Source organism: Mesorhizobium sp. B1-1-7 (genome assembly GCF_006442705.1).
Taxonomy (GTDB): Bacteria; Pseudomonadota; Alphaproteobacteria; order Rhizobiales; family Rhizobiaceae; genus Mesorhizobium; species Mesorhizobium opportunistum.
In genome coordinates this window covers 82,864-107,625 of the sequence record NZ_VFWQ01000012.1, presented here as the reverse complement: position 1 = coordinate 107,625, position 24,762 = coordinate 82,864, and the positions used below count along the sequence as shown (strand labels likewise).

The 24,762-nt window shown below is 63.1% G+C and carries 24 protein-coding genes and 2 tRNA genes; 11 read left to right on the top strand and 15 right to left on the bottom strand.

Annotated features, from left to right (window positions below; all coding sequences use genetic code 11):
- Positions 1-149 precede the first annotated feature (149 nt).
- The 7 genes from FJ978_RS21365 (at position 150) to FJ978_RS21335 (ending at position 8,651) form a co-directional block, all read left to right on the top strand.
- Positions 150-1,277, top strand: a complete 1,128-nt coding sequence (locus FJ978_RS21365; RefSeq protein WP_140573764.1) for a sugar ABC transporter substrate-binding protein — start codon at positions 150-152, stop codon at positions 1,275-1,277.
- A 103-nt stretch (positions 1,278-1,380) separates the two neighbouring features.
- Positions 1,381-2,913, top strand: coding sequence for a sugar ABC transporter ATP-binding protein (locus FJ978_RS21360; protein WP_140573762.1), 1,533 nt, complete (start codon positions 1,381-1,383; stop codon positions 2,911-2,913).
- Positions 2,910-4,985 (top strand): ABC transporter permease, encoded by a 2,076-nt coding sequence (locus FJ978_RS21355; RefSeq protein ID WP_140573760.1) that lies wholly within the window; start codon positions 2,910-2,912, stop codon positions 4,983-4,985. Before FJ978_RS21360 ends, FJ978_RS21355 begins: the two co-directional genes overlap by 4 nt.
- Before the next feature lie 13 nt (positions 4,986-4,998).
- Positions 4,999-5,805, top strand: a complete 807-nt coding sequence (locus tag FJ978_RS21350; protein WP_140573758.1) for an SDR family oxidoreductase — start codon at positions 4,999-5,001, stop codon at positions 5,803-5,805.
- 13 nt (positions 5,806-5,818) lie between these two features.
- Positions 5,819-6,766 carry a 3-hydroxyacyl-CoA dehydrogenase gene (locus FJ978_RS21345; protein WP_140573756.1) on the top strand — a complete coding sequence of 316 codons (948 nt, stop codon included), beginning with the start codon at positions 5,819-5,821 and terminating at the stop codon, positions 6,764-6,766.
- Complete coding sequence (locus tag FJ978_RS21340) at positions 6,763-7,725, top strand: 3-keto-5-aminohexanoate cleavage protein (RefSeq protein WP_140573754.1); 963 nt, start codon at positions 6,763-6,765, stop codon at positions 7,723-7,725. Before FJ978_RS21345 ends, FJ978_RS21340 begins: the two co-directional genes overlap by 4 nt.
- A gap of 47 nt (positions 7,726-7,772) precedes the next feature.
- Positions 7,773-8,651 (top strand): SMP-30/gluconolactonase/LRE family protein, encoded by an 879-nt coding sequence (locus tag FJ978_RS21335; protein WP_013895132.1) that lies wholly within the window; start codon positions 7,773-7,775, stop codon positions 8,649-8,651.
- Positions 8,652-8,675: 24 nt separating this feature from the next.
- On the opposite strand, the gene FJ978_RS21330 is transcribed toward FJ978_RS21335, so the two are convergent.
- The 10 genes from FJ978_RS21330 to map all read right to left on the bottom strand — a co-directional run bounded on the left by FJ978_RS21330 (position 8,676) and on the right by map (position 18,842).
- Positions 8,676-9,992, bottom strand: coding sequence for an ArgE/DapE family deacylase (locus FJ978_RS21330; RefSeq protein WP_140573752.1), 1,317 nt, complete (start codon positions 9,990-9,992; stop codon positions 8,676-8,678).
- Complete coding sequence (locus FJ978_RS21325; RefSeq protein ID WP_140573750.1) at positions 9,992-10,951, bottom strand: ABC transporter permease; 960 nt, start codon at positions 10,949-10,951, stop codon at positions 9,992-9,994. Before FJ978_RS21325 ends, FJ978_RS21330 begins: the two co-directional genes overlap by 1 nt.
- Complete coding sequence (locus tag FJ978_RS21320) at positions 10,948-11,934, bottom strand: ABC transporter permease (RefSeq protein WP_140573748.1); 987 nt, start codon at positions 11,932-11,934, stop codon at positions 10,948-10,950. Before FJ978_RS21320 ends, FJ978_RS21325 begins: the two co-directional genes overlap by 4 nt.
- A 7-nt stretch (positions 11,935-11,941) precedes the next feature.
- Positions 11,942-12,928: an autoinducer 2 ABC transporter substrate-binding protein gene (locus FJ978_RS21315; RefSeq protein ID WP_140573746.1), complete on the bottom strand. Its 987-nt coding sequence runs from the start codon at positions 12,926-12,928 to the stop codon at positions 11,942-11,944.
- 34 nt (positions 12,929-12,962) lie between these two features.
- Complete coding sequence (locus FJ978_RS21310; protein ID WP_140573744.1) at positions 12,963-13,733, bottom strand: ATP-binding cassette domain-containing protein; 771 nt, start codon at positions 13,731-13,733, stop codon at positions 12,963-12,965.
- 28 nt (positions 13,734-13,761) lie between these two features.
- Positions 13,762-14,538, bottom strand: a complete 777-nt coding sequence (locus tag FJ978_RS21305; protein ID WP_140573742.1) for a glutamine amidotransferase — start codon at positions 14,536-14,538, stop codon at positions 13,762-13,764.
- 58 nt (positions 14,539-14,596) lie between these two features.
- Complete coding sequence (locus FJ978_RS21300; RefSeq protein ID WP_140573740.1) at positions 14,597-15,784, bottom strand: PfkB family carbohydrate kinase; 1,188 nt, start codon at positions 15,782-15,784, stop codon at positions 14,597-14,599.
- Positions 15,785-16,129: 345 nt separating this feature from the next.
- Positions 16,130-16,897, bottom strand: a complete 768-nt coding sequence (locus tag FJ978_RS21295; RefSeq protein ID WP_140573738.1) for a hypothetical protein — start codon at positions 16,895-16,897, stop codon at positions 16,130-16,132.
- Between the two features lie 298 nt (positions 16,898-17,195).
- On the bottom strand, positions 17,196-17,957 hold the full coding sequence (gene radC / locus FJ978_RS21290; protein ID WP_013895141.1) for a DNA repair protein RadC: 762 nt from the start codon (positions 17,955-17,957) through the stop codon (positions 17,196-17,198).
- A 57-nt stretch (positions 17,958-18,014) separates the two neighbouring features.
- Positions 18,015-18,842 carry a type I methionyl aminopeptidase gene (map, locus tag FJ978_RS21285; protein ID WP_023763563.1) on the bottom strand — a complete coding sequence of 276 codons (828 nt, stop codon included), beginning with the start codon at positions 18,840-18,842 and terminating at the stop codon, positions 18,015-18,017.
- A 334-nt stretch (positions 18,843-19,176) separates the two neighbouring features.
- Between map and FJ978_RS21280 the strand changes: the two genes are divergently transcribed.
- From FJ978_RS21280 to FJ978_RS21270, 3 genes are all read left to right on the top strand, one after another.
- Positions 19,177-19,473 (top strand): DUF982 domain-containing protein, encoded by a 297-nt coding sequence (locus FJ978_RS21280; RefSeq protein ID WP_140573736.1) that lies wholly within the window; start codon positions 19,177-19,179, stop codon positions 19,471-19,473.
- 198 nt (positions 19,474-19,671) lie between these two features.
- Positions 19,672-19,935 carry a DUF6074 family protein gene (locus FJ978_RS21275; protein ID WP_140573734.1) on the top strand — a complete coding sequence of 88 codons (264 nt, stop codon included), beginning with the start codon at positions 19,672-19,674 and terminating at the stop codon, positions 19,933-19,935.
- 168 nt (positions 19,936-20,103) lie between these two features.
- Positions 20,104-20,179, top strand: a tRNA-Cys gene (locus tag FJ978_RS21270).
- Positions 20,180-20,339: 160 nt separating this feature from the next.
- Here the strand turns inward: FJ978_RS21270 and FJ978_RS32855 are convergent.
- The 5 genes from FJ978_RS32855 to phaC form a co-directional block, all read right to left on the bottom strand.
- Positions 20,340-20,516 (bottom strand): hypothetical protein, encoded by a 177-nt coding sequence (locus tag FJ978_RS32855; RefSeq protein WP_181176749.1) that lies wholly within the window; start codon positions 20,514-20,516, stop codon positions 20,340-20,342.
- 149 nt (positions 20,517-20,665) lie between these two features.
- Positions 20,666-20,740 (bottom strand) — tRNA-Glu (locus FJ978_RS21265).
- Positions 20,726-20,884, bottom strand: a complete 159-nt coding sequence (locus FJ978_RS32850; RefSeq protein WP_181176738.1) for a hypothetical protein — start codon at positions 20,882-20,884, stop codon at positions 20,726-20,728. The genes FJ978_RS21265 and FJ978_RS32850 overlap by 15 nt, the downstream gene beginning before the upstream one ends.
- Positions 20,885-20,930: 46 nt before the next feature.
- Positions 20,931-22,172, bottom strand: a complete 1,242-nt coding sequence (locus tag FJ978_RS21260; protein WP_140573732.1) for a YcbK family protein — start codon at positions 22,170-22,172, stop codon at positions 20,931-20,933.
- 215 nt (positions 22,173-22,387) lie between these two features.
- Positions 22,388-24,223, bottom strand: a complete 1,836-nt coding sequence (gene phaC / locus FJ978_RS21255; protein ID WP_140573730.1) for a class I poly(R)-hydroxyalkanoic acid synthase — start codon at positions 24,221-24,223, stop codon at positions 22,388-22,390.
- Positions 24,224-24,321: 98 nt separating this feature from the next.
- Here phaC and FJ978_RS21250 point away from each other — a divergent pair, with 98 nt between their 5' ends.
- Positions 24,322-24,714 carry a hypothetical protein gene (locus tag FJ978_RS21250; RefSeq protein ID WP_140573728.1) on the top strand — a complete coding sequence of 131 codons (393 nt, stop codon included), beginning with the start codon at positions 24,322-24,324 and terminating at the stop codon, positions 24,712-24,714.
- The last annotated feature ends 48 nt before the right edge of the window (positions 24,715-24,762 follow it).

The window sequence follows — 24,762 nt, the reverse complement described above, 5'->3', positions numbered from 1 at the left end:
TCAAGCGTCCGCGACTGTCGCCTAACCGTCAAGACTTTTCATCATTGATCTTTGATCAAATCATGGTACGGTTTCCAATGTCGGATGGCGAGGGCTGGCTTTCGTGCCCTCGGGAGGCATTCGGTCATTCGGATCGGGAGGAATTTCACATGGGTATCGGATTGAAAGTCCGGCGGCTCACGCTGCTGGCAGGCATGGCTATGTGTGCTTTTGACATGTCCGCGGCTGACGCGGCCCAGAAGCACAAGATCTTTCTCAGCATGAGTTATATCGGCAATGACTGGCAGGCGGAGGCAGCCAACATGGTCAAGGCCATCGCGGCGCACAAAAGCCTGGCCGACAAGGTCGACCTGCAGGTCCAGGTCGCAGGACCCAACGCGCAACGCCAGATCCAGCAGATCAACGCCATGGTGCAGAGCGGCGCAGAGGCGATCGTCGTGTATCCGATCTCGCCGACGGCGCTCAACCAGGTCGTCAAGAATGCCTGCGACAAGGGCGTGAAGGTCTTTGCCTATGACGCCGAGATCACCGAGCCTTGTGCCTACAATGTCCATATCGATCAGCTGGAAGCGGGCAGGGTGACCGCCGAATGGCTCGTCAAGAAGCTCAACGGCAAGGGCAACATCATCGCCATCACCGGTGTTCCCGGAACATCGGTCGACGACCAGCGCACCAAGGCCGCCAAGGAAGTCTTCGCCAAATATCCTGACATCAAGATCGTCGGCGAGGCTGTCGGCATGTGGAGCCAGGCGGTCGCCCGCACCGAGCTGTCCAAGATCCTCGCCACGCGCAGTTGGGGCGACATCAACGGTCTGTGGATGCAGGTCGGCTGCTTCACCGCCAACTCCATGCAACTCGAGGCCGGTAAGAAGAACAGCGAACTGCTGCCTTGCGCCGGCGAGGGCTCGAATGGCGGCCGCATCCAGATGCTGCCGGAGGGGACCGAGGTCGAAGGTGCCGCTCCTCCCTATGCACCGGCGGGCGCGCAACGCATTTCCTATGCCTCGCCGCCCTATTCCGGCGCGTTGGCGTTGAAGCTTGCCGTCGAGGCGATCGAAGGCAAGGACGTGCCGAAGACCACGATCCTGCCGTTGCCGGTCGTCACCAACGAGACGATCAAGCTTTGCAACGAGGGCACCTGGGCGGAGATGAAGGCCGGCTGCAACGTCTTCAAGCCGTCACTGGTTTCCAATCCCGGCTGGTTCGCTTCGATCTTTTCGGACCAGACGCCCGAGATCGGCCTCAACGCCGCCCTCGTCGGACAGCCCGAGAACTAGCCTCCCAAGGCAAACCCAGACGATGCGCGGACATCTTGTCCGTGCATCGTCGATCCGCACTAATGCGTGTCGCCCAGAAATGCGCAGCCCGGCGATCGAGGACATGACAGAACACCCAGCGCTTCCCGCCATCGAGATCGACGGCATCGGCAAGGCCTTCGGGCCAACGGTGGCGCTGGACGGCGTGTCGTTCCGCATCGCGCCCGGCAGCGTCCACGCGCTGCTGGGCGAGAACGGAGCCGGCAAGTCGACACTGGTGAAACTGCTGTCCGGGCTGGTGCGGCCGAGTGCCGGCCATGTCCGTGTCTTCGGCGAGGAGATCGGCTACGGCGCACCGCGCGCGGCACACGCGCTGGGCGTGCAGACGGCGTTCCAGGAAATGACCCTGGTGCGCGACCTCTCGGTCCTCGACAACATGCTGATGCCTTATGCTCCGGTCGGCGTCTCCGGCCTGATCCGGCGCGCGGCGGCGCGCAAGGCGGTCCGTCGCCATATCGACGAGCTCGGCTTTTCCGTCGATCTCGATGCCGAGGTCGGCGAGCTCGAGCTTTCCGTGCGCCAGAAGATCGAGATCGCGCGCGCCGTCTACCGCCAGCCACGCATCCTGCTGCTCGATGAGCCGACCTCGACGCTCGCCGGTCGCGATGTCGAGTGGCTGGGCGACATCATCGCCAGACTGAAGGCGGCAGGCACCACCATCGTCTTCATCACCCATCGCATGCGCGAGGTTCGCGCTTTTTGCGACACGCTGACGATCCTGAGGAATGGCCGCCACATCGTCACCGCGCCGGTTGCCGATGTCTCGGACGCCGACGTCATCGAAAAGATCATCGGCCGCAGCATCGAACAGACCTTTCCGCCCAAGCCCGATGGCGCCCAGGCTTTCGGTCCGCCGGTCCTGGGCGTGCGTGACTTGAAGGTCGGGCGCAAGCTCGACGGCGCGAGCTTCGATCTGCACCGCGGCGAGATCCTGGGCATTGCCGGGCTGCAGGGCATGGGCCAGCAGGACCTCTTTCTAGCCTGCTTCGGCATGGCCGAAATCACCCGCGGCGACGTCCTTGTCGACGGCCGCAAGGTCTGGCTCGGCTCTCCGGCGGATGCCTTGCTGCCCAACATGGCCATCGGCCTGGTGCCGGAGGACCGCAAATCCGAGGGCCTGTTCCTGAAACTGCCGGGCAGCCAGAACGCCACGCTGCCCGTGGTGTCGCGCTTCACACGCTTCGGCCTTGTCGATGCCGTGGCCGAGGCCCGCTCCGTCGAGGCGGCGTTCGCCACCGTCGAAGTCGACCGCCGCGCGCTGTGGACGCGGGCCGGAGCTTTTTCGGGTGGCAACCAGCAGAAGATCGCCATTGCCAAGTGGCTGGTGGCGCAGAGCCGCATCCTGCTGTTGTTCGATCCGACGCGCGGCATCGACGTCGGCACCAAGCACGAGCTCTATGTGATGATGCGAAACTACGTCGCCGCCGGCGGCTCGATCCTGCTGCACTCGACCGAGATTCCCGAACTGGTCCACCAGTGCGACCGGGTCCTGGTTCTCTATGACGGGCGCATCGCGGCCGAGCTCGAAGGCGACGCCATCGCCGAGCCTGCCATCATGCGGCCGGCGCTTGGACATGGCGGGGATGTGGCCGCATGAGCAGCGTTTCCCCCTCTGCTTCCGCCGGATTCGGCCTGCGCCGTGCGCTGATACGCAATCGCGGTGCACTGATCGCCGCGGGCGTCCTTGCGATCCTGCTTTTCATCGTCGACTGGATCAGCGCCGGGCCACTGACCTATTTCGACGTGTCGTTCCTGTCGAGCGGCGGCGCGACCTCGGCGCTTGCGGCGATCGGCCAGACGATCGTGATCCTGTCGGGCGGCTTCGACCTGTCCGCCGGCGCGGTGATATCGCTGGTCAATGCCGTGCTGGCATCGAGCATGGATCCGATGGCGCCAGGCGCAAGCATCCTCTTGTGGACGGCCGTCGGCATCGGCGTCGGCATGGCGGTGGGCGCCTTCAACGGCTTCTTCATCGCGGTGCTGCGCATGCAGCCCATCGTGGTGACGCTGTCCACCATGTTCATCCTGCAAGGCGTGACGCTGCTGGTGATGGACAAGCCCGGCGGCTTCGTGTCGCCCGATCTCGGCACCTTCTATTTGGGCGACGCGATCACCGGCTGGCTGCCAATGCCGCTGGTGGTGATCGGCGTCGTCCTGCTCGCCTGGTTCTGGCTGAAGGGAACCCGTTTCGGCACGGCGCTCTATGCGGTCGGCAGCGACGCGGATTCGGCTGCCGCCGTCGGCATCAACGTCGTGCTGGTGCGCTTTGCCGTCTATGTGATCGCCGGCGGCTGCTACGGCCTTGCCGGCGTCTTCATCAGCGCCCAGACCGGCAGCGGCGACCCGCTGGTCGGCAATCCGCTGCTTCTGTCTATGTTCGCGGCGGTGGTTGTCGGCGGCACGCGCCTGGGCGGCGGGCAGGGTGGTCCGGTGGGTTCTGTGTTCGGCGCCTACATCCTGATGATAGTGGTGAACATCCTGCTGGTGCTCAATGTATCGGCCTATTATTCGACCATCGCCGAAGGCACCATCCTGGTGCTGGCGGCCCTTGCCGGATCCTTGTCTCACGCATCGGTGCTTGCCGTGCAACTGCGCGCGGCGCGAGCCCGGCTGGCCGCCTGGCGCGCGGGTATTCTGCCCTCGCAGCTTGAATCGATCGACCGGCGGCTCAAGATTGCCGGACCCTCGCATGGCAAGCCCGACACAGCATCTCCGCGTCCCGCCTTCCATGTTCGCAACGCGGAGACGCTGCGCTACGCGCTGCCTGCCTATGTCTGCCTGCTCATCATCGTGGTCGTCACCCAGATCTGGCTCGGCCGCGCCATCCTCAACCCCGGTTACTGGAATTCGCTGCTGGTGCTGTCGTCCTTTCTCGCCGTGCTGGCGCTGGGACAGGGAACGGTCATCCTGACCGGCGGCCTCGATCTCTCCGTGCCGTGGACGATCGGTATTTCCGGCATCATCCTGGCCGGCATGGTCAACGGCTCCGACGCGGCACTCCTCTACGCCTTGCCTGTCGTGCTGGTGATGGCCTGTGCCATCGGCTTCGCCAATGGCTTCGGCATCGTCTATCTCGGCATCTCGCCGATCGTCATGACGCTCGCCACCAACGGCATCCTGCAAGGCTTCGCACTGCTCTATTCGCAGGGCACACCGGCCGGTTTTTCCTCGCCGATGCTGCGCTGGTTCATGACCGCCAAGCTCGGTTTCGTGACTCCGGTGGTCCTGCTGATGGTCGTCTTCGTGGTGGTGGCGGTGCTGCTGCTTGGACGCACGCCGTTCGGGCGCCGGGTCTACGGCATCGGCAATGGGCTGCGCGCGGCGCGCCTGTCCGGCATCGGCGTCGAGCGCACGTTGATCCTGGTCTATATGCTGTCGGCAGTCTGCGCCGCTGTCGTTGGCATCATGCTGACCGGCTTCTCCGGCCAGGCGAGCCTCGGCATGGGCGACGACTATCTCTTGCCGTCGATCGCCGTCGTGGTGGTGGGCGGTGCGCTGATCACCGGCGGGCGCGGCCATTATCTCGGCATGCTCGGAGGCGTGCTGCTTTTGACGGCGCTGCAGATGCTGCTGGCCGGTACCACGCTGCCCTACGCCACGAGGGCAATTCTCTACGGACTGGTCGTTCTGGGCGCCGTCATGGCGTTGCGCGAGCGGCAGTTGCAATGAAAAGGACGGAACGATGAGCGCAAAGGCACCTCAAACGGCGGACGAATTCCTGGCCGGTCTGAAAGGACAGCGCGTGCTGGTGACGGCGGGCGCCGGCGGCATTGGCTTTGCCATCGCCGACACGCTCTCGCGGCTTGGCGCGCGTGTCGTCGTCTGCGACGTTTCCGACGAGGCACTTGCTGCCGCGCCTGGCAAGATCGACCTCGTCGCGGCGGTCAAGGCCGATGTCTCGCGCGACGATGACGTCGATCGGCTGTTCGAGGCGGTTGAGAAAAAACTCGGCGGGCTGGACGCACTGATCAACAATGCCGGCATCGCCGGGCCGACCGGTGGTGTCGACGAGATCGAGCCGGACGACTGGCGTCGCTGCATCGATATCTGCCTGACCGGCCAGTTCCTGTGTGCGCGGCGCGCCGTGCCGCTGATCAAGGCGGCGGGCGGCGGCTCGATCGTGTCGATGTCATCGGCGGCCGGCCGCCACGGCTATGCCTTCCGCACGCCCTATTCGGCGGCCAAGTTCGGCGTCATCGGTTTCACCCAAAGTCTCGCCAAGGAGCTTGGGCCGCACGGCATCAGGGTCAACGCGATCCTGCCGGGCATCATCGAAGGGCCGCGCATCGAGGGCGTCATCTCGGCGCGCGCCAGGCAGGTCGGCATCAGCCACGAGGAGATGACCGCGCGCTACCTGCAGAACATTTCGCTGCGCCGCATGACCAGCCCTTATGACGTCGCCTCGATGGTGGCGTTCCTGCTGTCGGACGCCGGCATCAACATTTCCGGGCAGTCGCTCGGCGTTGACGGCAACGTCGAAACGCTCTGAGGAGGGCCGATCCATGGCAAAGGTTGCGATTGTCGGCAGCGGTTTCATCGGGCGGGCCTGGGCGATCAGCTTCGCCCGCGCCGGCCATGACGTGCGGATGTGGGACCAGTCGCCCGCCGCGACGGGCGGTGCGCGTGACTACATAGAAGGCGTGCTTGGCGACCTCTCTTCGAACGACCTGCTGCGTGGGCAGTCCGTCGATGCCGTGCTTGGCCGCATCGCCATCGCGGTCGAACTGGAGGAGGCGCTGGCCGGAGCAATCCATGTCCAGGAGAACACCCCTGAAAACCTCGATGTGAAGCGGGAAGTGTTCTCCCTGATCGACAGTCTGGCCGGCCCGCAAACGGTGATCGCCAGTTCCACCTCGGCGCTGTTGCCGTCGAAGTTCACCGACCATCTGCAGGGGCGGCACCGCTGCCTAGTCGTGCATCCGATCAATCCGCCCTACCTCATTCCGGCGGCCGAGGTGGTGCCGGCGCCATGGACGTCGGTCGAGACGCTGGAAAGAACCCGCGCCTTCCTCATCGATGCCGGTCATGCGCCGTTGGTGATGAAGCGCGAGCTGGACGGCTTCATCATGAACCGCCTGCAGGGTGCCTTGCTTGAGGAAGCCTTCCGGCTCGTCGCCGACGGCTATGCCAGCGTCGAGGATGTCGACATAGGCATCCGAGACGGGTTGGCGCTGCGCTGGTCGTTCATGGGGCCGTTCGAGACCATCGACCTCAACGCGCCCGGCGGCGTGCGCGATTATGTCGATCGCTACCAGGGCATCTATTCCAACATTTTTCCGCAGATGCTGCGCCGGGTCGACTGGGCGGGCGAGGTCATGGCAACCGTCGAGGCCGAGCGCAGCAAGCGCCTGCCGAGGGAAAATCTGGGCGGGCGGCAGGTCTGGCGAGATCGCCGGCTGATGGCGCTGGCGGCACACAAGAAGAAATCGGATCAGGAGTTCGGACAATGAAAGAAACCAGCCGCAAGCCCGGCGCGACGGCGACCAGGGGCAAGGTCATCATCACCTGTGCGGTGACCGGGGCGATCCACACGCCGACCATGTCGCCCTACCTGCCGATCACGCCGGACCAGATCGCGTCGGAAGCGATCGCCGCGGCGGAGGCCGGTGCCGCGATCCTGCATCTGCACGCCCGCGACCCGGAGACGGGCAAGCCTGACCAGACGCCGGAGGCCTTTGCCCGCTTCCTGCCACGCATCAAGCAAGGCACCAATGCCGCCATCAACATCACCACCGGCGGCAGTCCGTACATGAAGGTAGAAGAGCGCGTGCGCCCGGCCGCCCAGTTCAAACCGGAAGTCGCTTCGCTCAACATGGGCTCGATCAATTTCGGGCTTTATCACCTCGCCGATAAATACGAGACCTTCAAGTTCGACTGGGAAAAGCCGCATCTGGAGGCGACGCGCGACCTAGTCTTCCGCAACTCGTTCAAGGACATCGAGTACATTCTGGCGACCTGCTACGACAATGGCACGCGCTTCGAGTTCGAGTGCTACGACATTGCCCATCTCTACAACCTCGCCCATTTCGCCGATCGCGGGTTGGTGAAGCCGCCGTTCTTCGTGCAGTCGGTGTTCGGCCTGCTCGGTGGCATCGGCACCCATCCGGAAGACGTCGCCCATATGAAGCGCACCGCCGACCGGCTGTTCGGCGACCAGTTCCGCTGGTCGGTGCTCGGCGCGGGCGCCAGCCAACTGCGCATCGCCGCACAATCGGCCGCACTCGGCGGCAACATCCGGGTCGGGCTGGAGGACAGCCTGTGGGCCGGCAAGGGCAAGCTCGCCAAGTCGAACGCCGAACAGGTCGTGCTGGCGCGCAAGATCATCGAGGGGCTCGGCATGGAGGTGGCGACGCCGGACGAGGCGCGCGAAATCTTATCCCTGAAGGGTGGCGACAAGGTTGCCTTCTGACGCGGCCCGACCAATCGCTGCGCGGCGTCAATAGAGAGGAGGACAGCATGAAGATCGAAGTCGTGGTGGATGTGAAGACCACTTTGGGAGAGGGGCCGCTTTGGGACGTCGAACAGGAGCGCCTTTACTGGATCGACAGTTTCGACGGGCGGGTGTTCCGGGCGACCGCCGACGGGCGCGAAATCCGCTCCTGGGACGTGCCGATGAAGATCGGCTCGATGGCGCTGCGCAAGGACGGCGGCGGCGCGGTGGTTTCGCTGCAGCGCGGCTTCCACCTGCTCGATTTTGCCACCGGTGAGGTGACGCTGATCCATGATCCGGAGCCGGACAAGCCGATGAACCGGCTGAATGACGGCAAGGTCGACCGGCACGGCCGTTTCTTCGCCGGCTCGATGGATACGATGGAGGAGGGGCCTTCAGGCGGGCTCTATCGGCTCGATCCGGATTTCTCCGTCACCCGGATCGATTCCGGCATCATCTGCTCCAATGGCCCGTGCTGGAGCCCCGACGACCGCACCTTCTACTTCGCCGACACCTGGACCGGCGAGATCTGGGCCTACGACTACGACATCGCCACCGGTACGGCCACCAACCGCCGCACCTTTACCCGCGTCGACACAAGCCGGGGCGGTGCGGCCGATGGCTCGACCGTCGACGCCGAGGGCTATCTGTGGAATGCGCTGGTCTATGACGGCAGGCTGGTGCGTTATGCGCCGGACGGCAGCATAGATCGCATCATCGACATGCCGGTGAAGAAAATCACCAGCGTGATGTTCGGCGGGCCGAAGCTCGACACGCTCTACGTCACCTCCATGGCCAAGCCGCCACTGCCGCGCTTTCCCGGCGACGGTGTCCTGCGCGGCAGCCTGTTCGCCATCACCGGCCTCGGCGTTACCGGCGTGCCGGAGCCACGATTTGGCGGGTGACCGGCCACCCGGTTCTGTGGCCTGTTAGCGGCACCATTTCTCGACGGCAATCGCAATCGCCTTTGTGCAATCGACGAGATCGCGCACCGAAACGCGTTCGTTGGGCTGGTGCGCCTGCGCCGGGTCGCCCGGGCCGAAGTTGACGGTTGGTGTGTTGCCAAGGCCGGTCGGCAGGCCGATGTCGCTATGCGCGCCAAAGCCACTGAGGACCGGTGACAGATTGGCTTCCTCGACCGCCTGCTGGAAGGCGCCGACGAACGGGTTGTCCGACGGGATCTCGGCGCAGTCCGCGTCGAGAATCCATTCGACGCGGGCCGGGTGCTTTCGCAGATAGGGGTCTGCCTGGCAGACGTTGGCGATATGCTCTTCGATTTCGCGTTTGACGTTGCCACCCAGCCTGAACTCGTCATGTTCGCTCGGCAGATACTGCGCGTCGATGATGATTTCGCCGCGACCCGCCATTGAAGAAGGGTGCTCGCCGGCATTGATCTGGGTGACGATGATCTGGTTGGGCAGGTCCATCAGGGGATGGTTTTTCCTGGGATCGAACATCCAGCGCCGGTTGAGAATGTCTACGCCGTCGAGAATTTGCCGGCAAAGCTGGACGGCATCGACCGGGCCGCTCGAATACCAGGCATTCGGCGTGAGCTCCGCGTGGCCACCTATGCCGTCGATGATGATCTTGCCCCACAGGATGCCGTGGCAGAGTGGTGCGATCTTGTTCGCCGTCGGTTCGGTCATGATGCCGGCGTCGGCGTGAAAGCCGCGATCGACCATGGCAAGCGAGCCCATGCCGCCGATCTCCTCATCGACTACGGTCGTGAAGACGACGTCGCCGGACAGGGGAATCTCGAGGTCCCTCAGGATCTCGACAGCCATCAGCATGCAGGCGACGCCGCCTTTCATGTCGACCGTGCCGCGGCCGTGCAGGAAGCCGTCCTTGAGGACGGGCTGGAACGGGTCGGTCGTCCAATGGCTCGCGGCGCCCGGCGGGACGACGTCGATATGGCCGGTGAGCATGATGGAGCGTCCTCCACCCGTACCCTTCAGGACGCCGCCGAGATTGGGCCGGCCCTCGAATGTCCGGCCCTTGTTGGCGCCGGCGCGTCCCTTGTATTTTTCGTAGAGCGCCGGGCCGTCCGGATCCCAGAGGTCGGTCGAGAAGCCAAGCGCTTCGATGCGTTTTTGCAGATAGAGCTGGCAATCACGCTCGCCGGGGCCGGCTTCCTTAGGGTTGGATTTCACGATCGAGGGGAAGGCGACGAGATCGCTCAGCGTTGCGACAATACGGTCGGCACTCGCCTCGACGCGCGCGGCGATGATCTCTTCTTTGGACGGCATCATGATCTCCAACGTTGGGACAGTCGGTCGGCGAGAAGGACGAAAACCAGAAGGGCGCCGACAATCCCCACCTGCCAAACCGTGTTAATGTTCAATTGCAGAAGGCCGGTCTTCAGCGTGACCAGCAGCAGGACGGCCGCAAACACGCCGCCGACGCCGCCGCGTCCGCCGGTGATGACGATGCCTCCCAACATGGCGGCGGTCAGCGATTCGAGTTCGAGGTTCTGGCCGATATTGGGCCTGCCGCTGCCGAGCCAGGCGAGCGAAACCAGACCGGCAGCGCCGGCGAGCGCGCCGCTCAGCACATAAAGAATGAAGCGCACGCGGTCGACCGGAATGCCGACCAGTTTGGCCGAGCGTTCGTTGAAGCCCATGGCGTAGATCCAACGCCCCCAGGCCGTCGAGATCAGCACCAGGCCGGCAAGGGCAAAGCACGGAATGGCAAGCGTGAGGAAGGGCATTGGAATGCCCATGACGACGCCGCGCCCCCACACAAGCAGCCACGAGGGCACGCCTGCCTGAGCGGCACCCCCGGTAACGGCAAGTGCCGCGCCGGAATAGACGAAAAATGTGCCAAGCGTCGCAATGAAGGGGAGAAGGGCGAGCCCGTTTACCAGCCATCCGTTCAATGCGCCGAGCATTGCGCCGGCGAGGATGCAGATCGCCGGCAGCAGGGTTGGTGGCAGGCCCAGCTTGAGGCAGAGCATTGCGACGATGGCCGAAAGCGAGACCGCGCCGCCGACCGAAAGGTCGATGCCGGCGCCGCCGGCCATGATGACCAGCCCTTGACCCAGGCCAACCAGCGCCAGGATCGTCGAAAACTGAAGAACGGTGGTGACGGTGCCGAGATTGAAAACCGAGGGCCTCAGCGCCAGCAGGCCGACAATCACGACCAGCCAAAGCCCACAGAGCAAGGCCAGGGTGAGGGCGGGGCCTTGCAAGTTGCGGAGTGTTTTCATGCGCGGGCTCGCTGTATCAGGCTAAGTGGCAATCGGCCGGAGATGGCCTCGAAACCGAGCACGCCGATGATGAGAACACCGGTGACCACGGGCTGCCAGAGCGAGGGGACGCCAATCAGCAGCAGTCCGTTCTGGAGGATTCGCAGGAGGAGCACGCCGAGCACGGTGCCGATCAGGCTGCATTTGCCACCCAATATGCTTGTGCCGCCGAGAATGACCGCGGCAATGGCATCCAGCGCCAGCGTGCTGCCGATGGTCATTTCCACATTACGGTAGGTGGCGACGTAGAAAGTCGCGGCAATGCCAGTCAGGACCCCGCTGATGATGAAGGTCATGAAGCGGGTCTTTATGACCGGTATTCCCGACAGCCGCGCCTTTTCCTCCGAATTGCCGATTGCCAGCAGATAGAGTCCATAGGGCGTTCGACGCAACGCCATCCAGACGATCAGATAGGCCACCGCGATCACCAAGGCAGGAACGGGGACACCAAGTATAGTGGCTGCAAGAAGATTGGTGAGGCTCGAGGGCAGGCCGGAAAGCCATTGCCCGCCGAGAAGGGCGAAGACGGCGGTGCGGTAGACGCCGAGCAGGCCGAGCGTTCCGACAATCGCCGGAACGCGGCCGAGGACGACGACGGTGGCCGTCACGCATCCCAGCAATGCCCCGACCAACGGGCCGACAACGATCGCCAGCACCGGATTGCCGTTCGCGCCGAGCACGCGGCCGATGGCAATCGCCGCGAGACCCATGACGATGCCGATCGACACATCGATGCCGCCCATGGCCAGAAGCAGGGTCATGCCAAGGCCGATCAACAGAAGTTCGACGCTGTTGCGCAGGACTGTCGCCGCATTGCCTGATGTGGCGTAGTGGGGTGATGCGACAGAAAAGATGACGATCGCCAGCAAACAGGCGACAAGCAGAGACCACTCTCGTCCGTTCATGGAGAAGACACCATTTGCAGCCTGTCGCATCGCGCTCATGTCAGGCTCAGAAGTTGAACTTGTCGACATTGTCCTTGGTGAAGACAGCCGGCGGCCCGAGCAGCAGGATGCCCTTGGCGGCATCGTAGGTGACAGGCTTTTCCAGGCCGGCGATCTTGTTTTCCGCCTCGAAGGCCTTGCCGTCGATGAGCTGCTTGCCGGCCCAGACCGTGAGATAGCCGAGCTGCTCGGGATCCCACAGCACGGTGAAGCCGAAGGCTCCGCTCTTCAGGTAGGCCCGCGCCGTGTTCGGGCTGCAGTAGCCGGCGCCGATGACGGAGCCGATCTTGCCGGCGGTCTCTATGGCCTGGGCAACGCCCGGGCATGTCGAGGATGCGACGGCAATGATGGCCTTGATATCGGGATTGGCGGCCATGAGATCGCCGGAGATCTGCGCGGCGCGCTCGGCTGTGCCGCCGGCAAATTGCGGCGCGAGCAGCTTGAGCTTCGGATATTTGGCGGCGGCTTCCTTTTGCATGAAGCCGATCCAGGCATTGAGATTGGACGCCGTCGCTTCGCCGGAGACGATGCCGATCGTTGCGTCCTCGCCGACGCGCTTGACCAACTCGTCGACGATCGTGATGCCGAGGCCTTCGTCGGTTGCCTGGGCCACGTAGACCGCACGGCCGCTATCGGGTGCATCGCTGTCGCTGGTGAACAGTTTGATGCCCTTCGCCTTGGCGCTCTCGACCACGGGGGCAATGCTGGAGGCATCGAGCACGCTGACCGAAATCGCCTCTACACCCTGGTCGATCAGGTTCTGCACGATTTGCAACTGGTCCACCGGGTTGGTGTCGACGGGACCGGAGTAGATGAAATCGACGCCGAGATCCTTGGCGGCGCGATTGCCGCCGGCTTCCATGGCGTTGAAATAAGGGATGCCGATCAACTGCGGGACAAAGGCGATCTTGTGCTTGTCGGCGGCGTGCGCTGCGGTTGCGACAGCGAGTGACAGAGCTGAGGCTGCGAGCACTTTCTTGAAATGTGAAAGCATTGTGGTTTGATCCTCTCTGGAAATGACGTGCGTTTCAGTTTGTTTTTTCGAGCGCCCGCACGTCGGGGTGAGCGCCTGTTATGAGCGAAACGACTTCCTCGTGATTGGTTTCGGCCGCCAGCCGTTCGGCCACCTTGCGGCCGCGCCGGAACACCACGATGCGATCGGCAACCTCGAAGACTTCGGAAATGTTGTGGCTGATGAGGACGACGGCACAACCGCGAGCGGCAAGCCGCCGCGTCAATGCCAGCACCTTGCGGGTCTCGGCGACGGCCAGGGCTGCGGTTGGCTCGTCCATGATGACCAGTTTGGCGTTCAAATTGAGTGCCCTGCAGATCGCGACGGCCTGACGTTGGCCGCCCGACAGGCTTCCGACGGGCGCTTCCGGGTCGGAAATATGAGCGTCGAGCTCCCTCAGCAGACCGTCGACGCGCTGGCGCATTTCCTGGCGCTTCAGAAACGGAATGCCCAAAATGGAGCGTTTCAATTCTCGGCCGAGGAAGACGTTTTCGGCGATCGATAGGTTCTCGGAAAGCGCCAGTTCCTGGAAGATTGTCGCGATTCCCGATGAGGCCGCATCCTTGGGGGAGGAAAAGGCAACTGGATTGCCCTCGATGACGAGTTCGCCATCGCTGGGCGCATGGGCGCCTGCCAGGATCTTGATGAAGGTCGATTTGCCCGCGCCATTGTCGCCAAGCAGCGCCAGCACCTCGCCGGAGCGAATCTCCAGGTCGACATTTGCCAGCGCGGTCAGTGCGCCAAAGCGCTTGGCGATGTTTCTGGCGACAAGAAAAGGTGCTGTCATGACGGTTCCTCCGGCGACTGCCGATTGGCTAGGCGGCGTTGCTCACGCAGCGCAGCACATTCTTCCAAAGGCGCGCGTAGCCCGGCCATTCGACGAAACTGTTGGGCAGCCAGTGCGGGCCGATATCCGATGTCCAGACCAGGGTGCGGCCTTTACCATGGCGCCCGGTAACCAGCAGGGGGTGACCGCCCTGGTCCTGCGGCAGCCGTGCCAGCACTTCGACATCGTCCCGGTCGCGGGCAACGACCTCGTTGGCACCAAGAAGAACGGGCCATTCACCGGTGATACCGGCAAAGAGCGGATGATCACTGGGGCCGGTGATCTCGGGCCGGAAGCCTTCTGGGATTTCAAGCCGGTCGTCATTGGGAAGGCAGGTCACCGGCAGCGCTTCCTCGACAGCCGTGCGATGCCAGCGGGCTTTGCCATCGATGCCCTGGAAGGAGAAGTAGCCGCCAATCATGATCAGACCGCCGCCGGCCAGCGTCCAGTCGCGCAGCAGCTTGAGCCGGTTGGGGACCGTCTTGCCGTGCAGCCAGACATCGGGATGGAGCAGCAGCGAGTTGGCGCCAATGTCTGAGAGGATGATCGCCTTGTATTGCGAAAGACCCTCCATGGTGAAGGGCAGCTTTTCGACGGCTTCATGGGCCGGCATGTACTCAAGATCGAATTCGCTGTCCTTCAGGGCGGCAACGAGGGGCGCTGCGCCGAGATGAAAGGTGACGCTGCCGAACTGGTCGAACCCCTTGTAGTGGGTCGCCGAACTCATCCAACTTTCGCCAACCAGAAGGACTTTTGCTTTCGCCATGATCATGCTCTCCTGATGTCGCCACATGGCGGATGTCCAGAACCGATAAGTCTTTGATTTAGCTTGCCATCACAGCGTCGTGCGCCAAGGCGGTGGCCTTGAGGGTCGCGAAATCCGCTATATAGCCCTGCGCGCCCTCGACCGTCGTCGTCAGGCTCGCGCCGATCGCGGCGTAGCGGGCGGCGGCGTCCAGCGATGCGCCATGCAGCCACAGGCTGAGGAAGATGCCGGCGAAGCTGTCACCGGCGCCGGTGGCATCGACGCGGTTGACCGGCAGTGCCGGCACCTCGATCTGCCGGCCGCCGCCCGACGGGAAGACGACGGCGCCGAATTCGCCGAGGGTGATCACGACCGTTCCGCGCTGCTTTATACGCGAGAGGACCAGCCGCGCCTCTTCGATCATGGTCGCCATCCCGGTACGAAAGCCGAAAATCTCCCGCATCATCACGTCGTTGATGAAGGTCAGATCGATCTGTTTGACCATGTTCGCGAAAGTTTCGGGTGTGCGCGCGCTTCTGGGTAAGCCGGCCGAATGCAGGCTCACCTTCCAGCCGGCCTGATGGAAGCGTTCGATTGATGCCGTCATCGTCTCATAATGAAAACCTTCGATATGAAGGCAGGCCGGACGCTGCTCGGGCTGGATGTCCAGATTGGCGGTCAGGTCGACCTCACCCAGTTCGAACGGTTCGCTGATGATGGTGCGGCTGCCGTTGCGCTCGATGATGACGATCGCCTGTGAGAGCCGGTTGTTGGGCGTGCTGCGGATGGGGAGGGCGTGGACACCCAGTTTGGAGAGCTCGCCCAGCGCCCAGTCGCTCTCGGCGTCCCTGCCGACTGCCGTTGCCAGTTCCACGTCAAGGGCGTAGGGCGCCGCAACGCCGGCGGCGGCAACCGCGAGATTGGCAGCTGGTCCGCCCAGCGCCTTTTCGATATGGCTTGCGGTGATCCGGTCGTCACGATGAGGGAGCACGTCGACTCGACACAGGAAGTCGACACTCACGCGGCCGGCGACCAGAAGCCTTGGCAGGTGATCGAGATTTTTCGGCCTGCGGGGCCCGCGGCCGGGCAGCGAACGCGCGAAGGAACTGGGCCGGTACATCAATGCGGCAACCGCCTTCTCGATGCGTTCGCGTGTGTCGTCCCTGAGGCCGGCGGTTCCATTGATGAAGTTCGAAACCGTGCCGATGGAGACACCGGCGGCTCGTGCGACATCCGCTATGGTAGGGCGCTTGCGTTGCAAGTGCATGGTTCCAATTGAAGCGTTTCAAACGGTAGCAGTGGATGCGCGACGCCTCAACGAAATGATTTTCTAAAGAATTGAAGTTTTCTCATGTTAACTGGAAGGCTGATCCCGGAAGATGGGGATGGTTGGATTGCTCTTTCCAGGATTGAACGATTTTCAAATTTCCTGCATTTCGTTCGAGCGTGACGCTTGACCGGCGCTTGTCGCATCACCTCCAGCAACTCGGCCGACATCTGCCGCGCCGAATGGCCTTGGGCGTTCCGCTACGACCAGAAACAACAATGCCGCCGGGCGAACCCGACGGCATCATCTTTGACCAATAAGGGTAATGTCGTTTTGGTGAACGCCTTAAGGCGTCGTTTCCGCTTCGATCTTGGTAGCCGTCTGGTCGATCTTATCGGCAAGGACTCCTTGGGCCCAAGTCGTGACCTCGGCGTCTATGGGCTTGTTGGCCATGTTTGCCAGCGCCGCGTCGAGTGATGCCTGATCGGTGCCGACGGTGGCCGTGGCAGCTGCTGCCTCAGCTTCGGCGGCGGCCGCGTTGGCGTCGGCGACAACGGCCGTCTGAGCCGTGATCTGCTTATTCAAGGCCTGGATCTGTGTGGCGTTGGCGACAGGGTCCAGGCCGGCCAGCTGCGTATTCAGGTCATCCAGTTTGGCCTGGGCCGCTGCCGCTGTGGCTGCCGCCGTCTCAGCCGCGGCTTGCGCGACCTTGGCTTTCGCGGATTGCGTCACGAATGCCTGAACACCGGCGAACTTCTTGCTCTTGGAGTTCATATAGGCGTTTATGTTGCGCTGCAGAGAGTTCAGCCGGCCAAGCTTGGCGTGGATGTTCTTTTCCTTGGTCACCGACGAGACCTGCGTGCTCGTGTCGACCGTCGTGTTCTTTTGCGCCTTGGCTACCTGCCCCGGGGCCGACGAGGACTTGCCATGCGAAGCGCCGCTGTTGCCGTGCGTGGCGCCTGCATTGCCACCGCCGTTGCCGTTGCCACCGCCGTTACCACCGCCATTGCCACCGCCGTTACCGCCGCCATGCCCGTTGCCACCAGCGAGCGCCGGAGATGCCAGGAGCGCCAGTGAGGCAAGGGCAGCAAACAGAGTTTTTCGGGTTGTCATGGTAACCTCCTCGAGGAATCGCCATCCGCCCGACAGCTAAGAAAGCGTCGTATGAGAAATCACTAATTCTACAGAGTAAACTTTAGACAAATGCCGTATCAATACGCGAGCCCGCAGCCAGCAGACGCGGTAACGGTTTGATAATACAAAGAAATCAGCGCCATAAAGCCGATGCAGTACTGAAGTCCCATGTCGGCGGGACCTTGGTCCTAGTTGCCAACCGCGGCACTACTACGCCCAGCGCGAACGCCTGGTTTCGTCTTGGCGTAGACGACTTCACGACGTGTGTTTTGTTGCCCTAGATCAGCAGCAAACCTTTCATCGAGGCGTGGCCTTTGCGCCCGATGATGATGTGGTCATGGACGGCGATGCCGAGGGGCTTGGCCGTATCGATGATCTGTTTGGTCATCTCGATGTCCGCGCGCGATGGCGTCGGGTCGCCTGACGGGTGATTGTGCACCAGGATAATCGCGGTCGCTGACAATTCGAGTGCCCGCTTGACCACTTCCCTGGGATAGACGGGCGTGTGATCGACCGTGCCCGTCTGCTGCACCTCGTCGACGATCAGCGTGTTCTTCTTGTCGAGGAACAGGATGCGGAACTGCTCGCGCGCCTCGAAAGCCATGGCCGAACGGCAATAATCGAGAAGCTGCTGCCATGAGGAGAGGATCTCGCGGCCGTGGATCTCGCTGCGCGCCATGCGCTGCGCGGTCGCCGCGACGATCTTCAGGTCGAGCGCCACCGTGGGGCCAATGCCCTTGACCTCCTGCAGCAGCCCGACGGGCGCGCCAAGCACTTCGGCCAGCGTGCCGAAGCGCGCCAGCAGCGCCTTGGCGGCCGGCTTGGTGTCGGCGCGCGGGATCAGCCGGAAGAGCAAAAGTTCCAAAAGCTCGTAGTCGGGCAGGGCGTCGGGACCGGCCGAGGCAAAGCGCTCGCGCAAACGGTCGCGATGGCCGAGATAGTGCGGCTTCTCCTCGATCGCCGGCCTGGCCTTCGCGGCCGGCCGGGCCGGCACCTCGGAGAAGAAACTCCGCTCGTCGTCGTCGCTTGCCTTGCCCATCCGCCCCCGCATCCGGCAATCAATCGGGCAAAGCCGTCGCCCGAAATGTCAAGAATATCAGGCCGGCAGACCGGGGCGGTCGAGTTTGTTCGGCGAGAGCGTGAAAATCTCGCAGCCCGTGTCGGTCACCCCGATCGTGTGCTCGTACTGCGCCGAAAGCGAGCGGTCGCGCGTCACGGCCGTCCAGCCATCCGACAGGACCTTCACATGCGGGCGGCCGAGATTGATCATCGGCTCGATGGTGAAGATCATGCCGGGCCGCATTTCCACGCCTTCATTGGCGTTGCCGTAGTGCAGGATGTTCGGGGCGTCGTGGAAGAGCTGGCCGACGCCATGGCCGCAGAAATCACGCACCACCGAGCAGCGCTCCGCCTCGGCATAGGTCTGGATGGCGGCGCCGATGGCGCCGGTGCGTGCGCCCGGCCTGACTGCCGCGATGCCGCGCATCAGGCATTCATGGGTGACCTCGAGCAGACGTTCCGCCGCTCGCTTGATGGTGCCGACCGGATACATGCGCGAGGAATCGCCGTGCCAGCCGTCGAGGATGTAGGTGACGTCGATGTTGACGATGTCGCCATCCTTCAACGGCTTGCTATCGGGAATGCCATGGCAGACGACGTGGTTGATCGAGGTGCACGATGACTTGGTGTAGCCGCGATAGTTGAGTGTCGCCGGCAGTGCGCCGTGATCCATGCCGAATTCGAAGACGAAGCGGTCGATCGTGTCCGTGGTGACGCCGGGAGCGACCATCGGCACCAATTCGTCCAGACAGCGCGCGGTGAGGTCGCATGCCCTGCGCATGCCGGCAAAACCTTCCTCGCCATAGAGGCGGATCTGGCCGGTGTTTCTGAGTGGTGCCGTGGCGGCGTCGAGATAGGTGACCATTTTGTCCGTATAGAGCTGGGGCGCTGCAAGAGTGCTGGCGTGAAGATGCCACCAGATTTGGCACTTGGGGGCGAAAGGTTCAAGGAAGAACTGCCTGATACGGCCCGCGCCGCCGGGATATTCGTCTGGTTGGTGCGATCTCTTGCCGCTTTCCCTTCTGGCCGTCATGCGCTTGGGTCGCCCGAGCGGGTCAGATCGCGCGAAGCGTCGCTGATGGCAGCCTGCTCATGGGCCACTTCCGCAGTGACGACACATTTGCATGGCACAAAACCGTCACGGCAACTTTTGACGACGAACGGCGTTGCTTGGGCGACGCCGGTTCGGGAGATGACGGATGGACAGATTGCAGTTCGAGGTGCCGGTGCGCATTGCGCAAGCCCCCGGCTTGCCCGTCGAGGAGATCTACAGCGTCGAGCAGGCGCTCGACTTTCTCCAGGACTGGCCAGCACGCCGGCAAGGACCGGTATATCAGAAAGCCTTCAATGCCTGTTTTGGCGCCACAGTGGACGTGGTCAAGACCGAGGATGCCTGCCGGGCATTCATGGCGTTCTGCCGTGTCACCGGATTGATGGCTGGCGACATGCTGGCTCGGCGCAAGCGCGGCGGCGAGGCGAGGGCACTGCAGGCCTGAGGGCCATAGCGGTTGTCACAGGCAATAACCGCCTAAACACGCGGCCATGCGGTGGCCGGGGCGCTGCACACTTATCATCCTGCAGCCAACCCACGAAGACGCGTCGACGGCGTCGTTAAGCTTCCGTTTCCACCTTAACGGCTACGCCATTGCTGTTCAGCGATGGTTGATTCGTTGCGTCAGTTCAGGGTTCGGAAGATGTCCTCAGAAAAAGTTCGTGCGTTCCCGATCGACCGTCAGGTATTCCTGGTCCGGGAAGTTGCCGCCAGGCTCGATAGCCTGCAAGGCGAAACTGCCGCCTCGTTCTGGAGGGCAAAAGCGGCGGAGTTGCTCGATCTCGTGGTCGGATCGGGAAGGGATAAAGCCGCAGCCACCGATGAAGTACGCAGGTTCTTCCTGGCCGTGCAAAGAGAACTGTTGGCCAGAGTGACGGCTCAGCCGGCGCCAGTTCTTTCCGCCTGAAGCAAGGTTTTTTCCTGGCGGGGGATGAACCAGCGGGCGGATGTCTGCACGCCATTGCTATCTGATTGACGTATCCCGCGCCGTGCCTTTTCCGTCGTATGGATCAGTGAAATTTTTACCAAAGACGTCAACAACCTTTAAACTTCTTACCGCTACTACCAGTTGCATGGCCTCGTGGCGGAGCGGCTACGCTAGAGACGGCAAATCTCGGAAGCCTCGGTTCGATTCCGAGGCGAGGCCTCCAATCTCCTAAAGCAAGTAACTGGACGGCGGATTCGGCTGCAAGCTTGAAACGCGCACGGCTTGATCGAGGCGGTCTAGGATCGTTAGCGACGTCCAAGCGCCGAATCCTATCCCTACTCCGAAGTTCGATATTCACGGCTGCTGTTGCGGTAGCGGGGCCGTCATGGCGATGGTGAACTGCCTTGCATATACCCGCTCTTTGCCGCTACGGGTTGATCGGGCTGCTGCGCGTTGGCGGCCTGAGAGGCCGTCGAGGCGAAGAAGACCGTCTGGGTTAGAAGGGCCGAAAAGACGGCGACCTGGACCAGCACAGCAGTCAAAGCGATCTTTTTGAGCATGCCAGAGAACGCGTTGGCCTGTCTCGGGTTCCCGGCTCTCGCATTCGCCCGCTGCCTCACGGTGGCGGGTTTTTCAATGGCTGGAGTTCGATTTGCCTTTGGCCAATTGGACAGATGAGAGGAGTTGTCGGCCACATGCTTGAGATCTCTGGTACGCCCAAGGGGAATCGAACCCCTGTTACCGCCGTGAAAGGGCGGTGTCCTGACCGCTAGACGATGGGCGCGCTCAGATGAAAGCGGCTTATACTGGCGTTGCGCGCAACCGGCAACCCGTCAGGTGCCGCCTTGGACAACTTTTTTCCAGCCCGCCAAATCGGCGATTTCACCAGCATCGGCAAGGTGTTGATATCTGTCCGGCCGCCCGCCATGCCAAGGTCTCCGCGAAAGAACTTCGCCTGAGTGACGACTTTGCCGCTAGCCGTCGTCACCGCCGCTGCGGCGCCGGCAGCGCCAGTTCCAGTCGCGCTCGGGGCCGACGTCGACGTGGACCGATTCGGTGTGGCAGTAGGTGCCGACGCCGCCGCGGCCGGGCATCGTCCTGATGTAGCTCGCCAGCTCCCATTTGGAGACGCCGGGCACCTGGATGTCGGCGGCGGCGCAGTACATGTGCAGCGAATTCTTGGCGCCGTTGGCGCGACGGTTGCGGGCCGGGTCGCGATAGCCCGAGGTCACCATCATCTTGCGGCCGTAGTGGCCTTCGATCGTCTTCAGCACGCGAACCAGCGACGGCTTCAGGCAAGCGACGTCGACGCTTTCGTTCTGCTTCAGCAACCCGTTGGGCGCGAGACGGGCCATGCCAGCGGCGGACGCGACCTGGTAGGAGCCGCCCGAGCCTTCGTCCTCGTTGAGATCGACGTCGCTTTCGTCGTCGATGCCGGATTTTCGCTTGATCTCGAACAGGGCGGTCTGGCGCACGCCGGGCAAGGCATCGCTGCCGGTGATGTGGCCGGCTTCATCCCCCGTGGAAGCCAATTGTATCGGTTTTGCCGTGGAATCGGCCGAGGCCAGCGTGATGATCGGCTTTGCCGCCGCCAGCGCGGGCTTGGCCTGTATGGCCGGCTGTTCGCCCGATCGCGTGCTGATCAGCGGAGCAGGCGCCGCCGAAGCGGGCGTGGCGCCGAACATCGAGGCCAGGAAGCCTTTTTTCTTGGGCGCCTCGGCTTGCGGCATTTCCCCGGCGGTCAAATAGACGGGATTGTTCATCGCCGGTGCCGCGGCCGGCTTCGTCACGCCGGCATCGGCGGCGGCGATCTTCTGGGCAACCGCATCGGTCTGCTGCGCCGTCTGGGCGGGCTGCTGAAGGGCCTGCGGCGTTTGTCCCGCGATGGTTTCAGCGCCGGCCGGCGTCGTCAGCGGAAACGCGGCTTGGGGCTTGGCCTCCGGCACGTAGGCGACCTTTTCGGGCAGCGCCGTATCGCTTTCGCTCATCACGGTCGTCTGCGTGGTCGCCATCTGAGACGACGAATCGGCGCCGGCGGCCGGCTTGCCGGAAGCGGCGTTGATGTCCGATGCGGAGGCATTGTAGCCGGGCATTCCGACCGACATCGTCTGGTCGCCGGCCGATGTACAGGAGGCCAGGAGCACGGAGCAGAGCGCTGCCACAATGGCGCGGCGTTCTCCCTTTGCGAGGCTCCATCCTGCTGATTTCAAAGTCAAATTCCCCCTCGATGCCCGGTCGGTATGTCCTTGGCGCGGAACCAAGATATCCGCGTCGAGGTGACTTTGTCTCCGATCCGGAAACGAGACCTGTGTCAAATCCGCAAGCCTGGAGGTATTTTTGCAGGGATCGCCGAATTACGGCCGCTTGAAGGTTGACGACACCATTTCGCCCGCTTTTACCGGGCCGTCAACTCACCAGACATTACAGTCCGTTACACACGCACCTTCACATAGGTGCCGGGAGCATCGCCCAAGGTTTTCATATGCTTGCCGGGTTTGCGGGCAGGCACGCGGGTGTTGTCCTTGGCCTCTATCCAACTTTGCCAATGCGGCCACCAGGAGCCTGGATGGTCGGTGGCGGCGGCAATCCATTGGTTGAAATCGCCCGCCGGCGCGCCGCCGGTCCAGTACTGATACTTGTTGGACGCAGGTGGATTGACGACGCCGGCGATATGGCCGGAGCCCGCCATCACATACTCGACCTTGCCACCGAAATATTTCGAGCCGAGGAAGACGGACAGGGCCGGCGCGATGTGATCTTCCCTCGAGGCGAGGTTGTAGATGGGAATGGTGACATCGCCGAGCGAGACGGTGTGGCCCGCCAGTTCCATCGTGCCGCGCGAGAGGTTGTTCTCGAGATAGCAGTTGCGCAGGTAGAAAGAGTGGTTGGCGGCCGCCATGCGGGTCGAATCGGCATTCCAGTAGAGCAGGTCGAAGGGCAGGGGATCCTTGCCGCGCATGTAGTTGTTGACGACATAGGGCCAGATCAGGTCTCCGGAGCGCAGCATGTTGAAGGCGGTCGCCATCTTGGTGCCGTCGAGATAGCCCTTTTCGTTCATCGACTTTTCCACCGCCGCGACCTGTTCCTCGTCGACGAACACTTTCAGGTCGCCGGCATAGGTGAAATCGACCTGCGTGGTGAAGAAGGTCGCCGACTTGATGCGGTCGTCACCTTCCTTGGCCATCAGTGCCAGGGCGGCCGCCAGCAGCGTGCCGCCGACGCAATAGCCGATCGCGTTGACGTCGCGCTCGCCGGTCGCCTTCTCGATCGTGTCGAGGCCGTATTGCAGGCCTTCCCGGATATAGGCTTCCCAACTCTTGGCGCCGTGGCGTTCGTCCGGATTGATCCAGGAGATGACGAAGACGGTGTGGCCTTGCTCGATCGCCCAGCGGATGAAGGATTTCTGCGGGTTGAGGTCGAGTATGTAGAACTTGTTGATCCAGGGCGGGCAGATCAGCAGCGGGCGTTTCAGCACCGTCTCGGTCGCCGGATCATATTGGATGATCTCGGCTACATCGCTGCGGCCGACCACCTTGCCGGGCGTGGTGGCGATGTTCCTGCCGATCTCGAAGGGTGAATAGTCTGCCTGGCGCAGCTTCAGGTCGCCCTTGCCGGCGGCGATGTCCTCGGCCAGCATCTTCATGCCGCGCACCAGGTTCTCGCCGTTCGAGGCAACGGTTTCGCGAAACAGTTCCGGGTTGGTCAGGATGAAATTCGACGGCGAGATGGCGTTGGATACCTGCTTGACGTAGAAGCTGGCCTTGTGGCGGGTGTGCTCGTCCAGACCTTCGGCGTGCTCGACCAGTTCGGACGCCCAGCGCGAGGTGACGAGATAGGCCTGCTTGAGAAAATCGAAGAAGGCGTTGCGGCCCCATTCCGGATCCTGGAAGCGCTTGTCGCCGCGCTCCGGCTTGACGGCATCGTCGGCGCCCTCGGCGCTGGGGCTGACGCGCTGGATGGCGTTCGCCCAAACCGTCATGTAGCCGGCGAACAGCCGCGTCTGCGCTTCGAGCGCGCGCTGCGGGTCGGCAAGCCAGTATTCGCTAAGCTTGGAGAAGGTCTTGACCATGTCGACGACGGGTTCGGCGACGTGGTCACGCACTTCGCCCCTTTCGCGCGGTTCGGCCCAGGCGGAGGCCGCCTTGCCGGCCTGCTCGACCATGCGCGCCATATTCAACGCGAAGCGTTCCGGATCCTTCACCAGATATTGCTCGACGGTCGAAGGCTCGTCATCTTCCGCTTTGCCCGAATCGGGTGTTTTGGACATGGTTCGCGGGGTTCCTCCCGAAGCGTTTTCTTGACATATTAACATGGGACATCCGGCAGGGTCCAATCTCGCTCTACCCCGGCTGCCAAGGAAACAATATGACGATTAAGATTGGCGAGACTGTTTTTTTTGACGCCGGACGCTTTTGCCGCATCGGCGCGGCGATCGTGCTGCTGGGCATTGCCGGGTGCTCGAGCACCAATACCGGTGGACCGGTGCCCATCGCGACGGACGCAGGCCCGAAGGATACTGGCTCCTTTCCGAACCTGAACATCAAACCGCAAGTGGCGGCCAAGCAGTTCACCGAAGCGGAGAGGAATGCCAAGCTCGCCGAATTGAAGGGAGACGAGAATGCGCAGGCAGCCAAAGGCGGCGCCGCCAACGTCTCCAACCAGGCGGCGCTGTCGGATCTGGCCAAGAAACATGGCCCCCAGACGCTGAAGCAGATCGAAGGCAAATGCGACCCCGCCCTCGACCCTACCTGCAAATGAGTATATAGCGCGCGCCCAACGCCTCGGATGTCCGGGGCCCTTCGATGT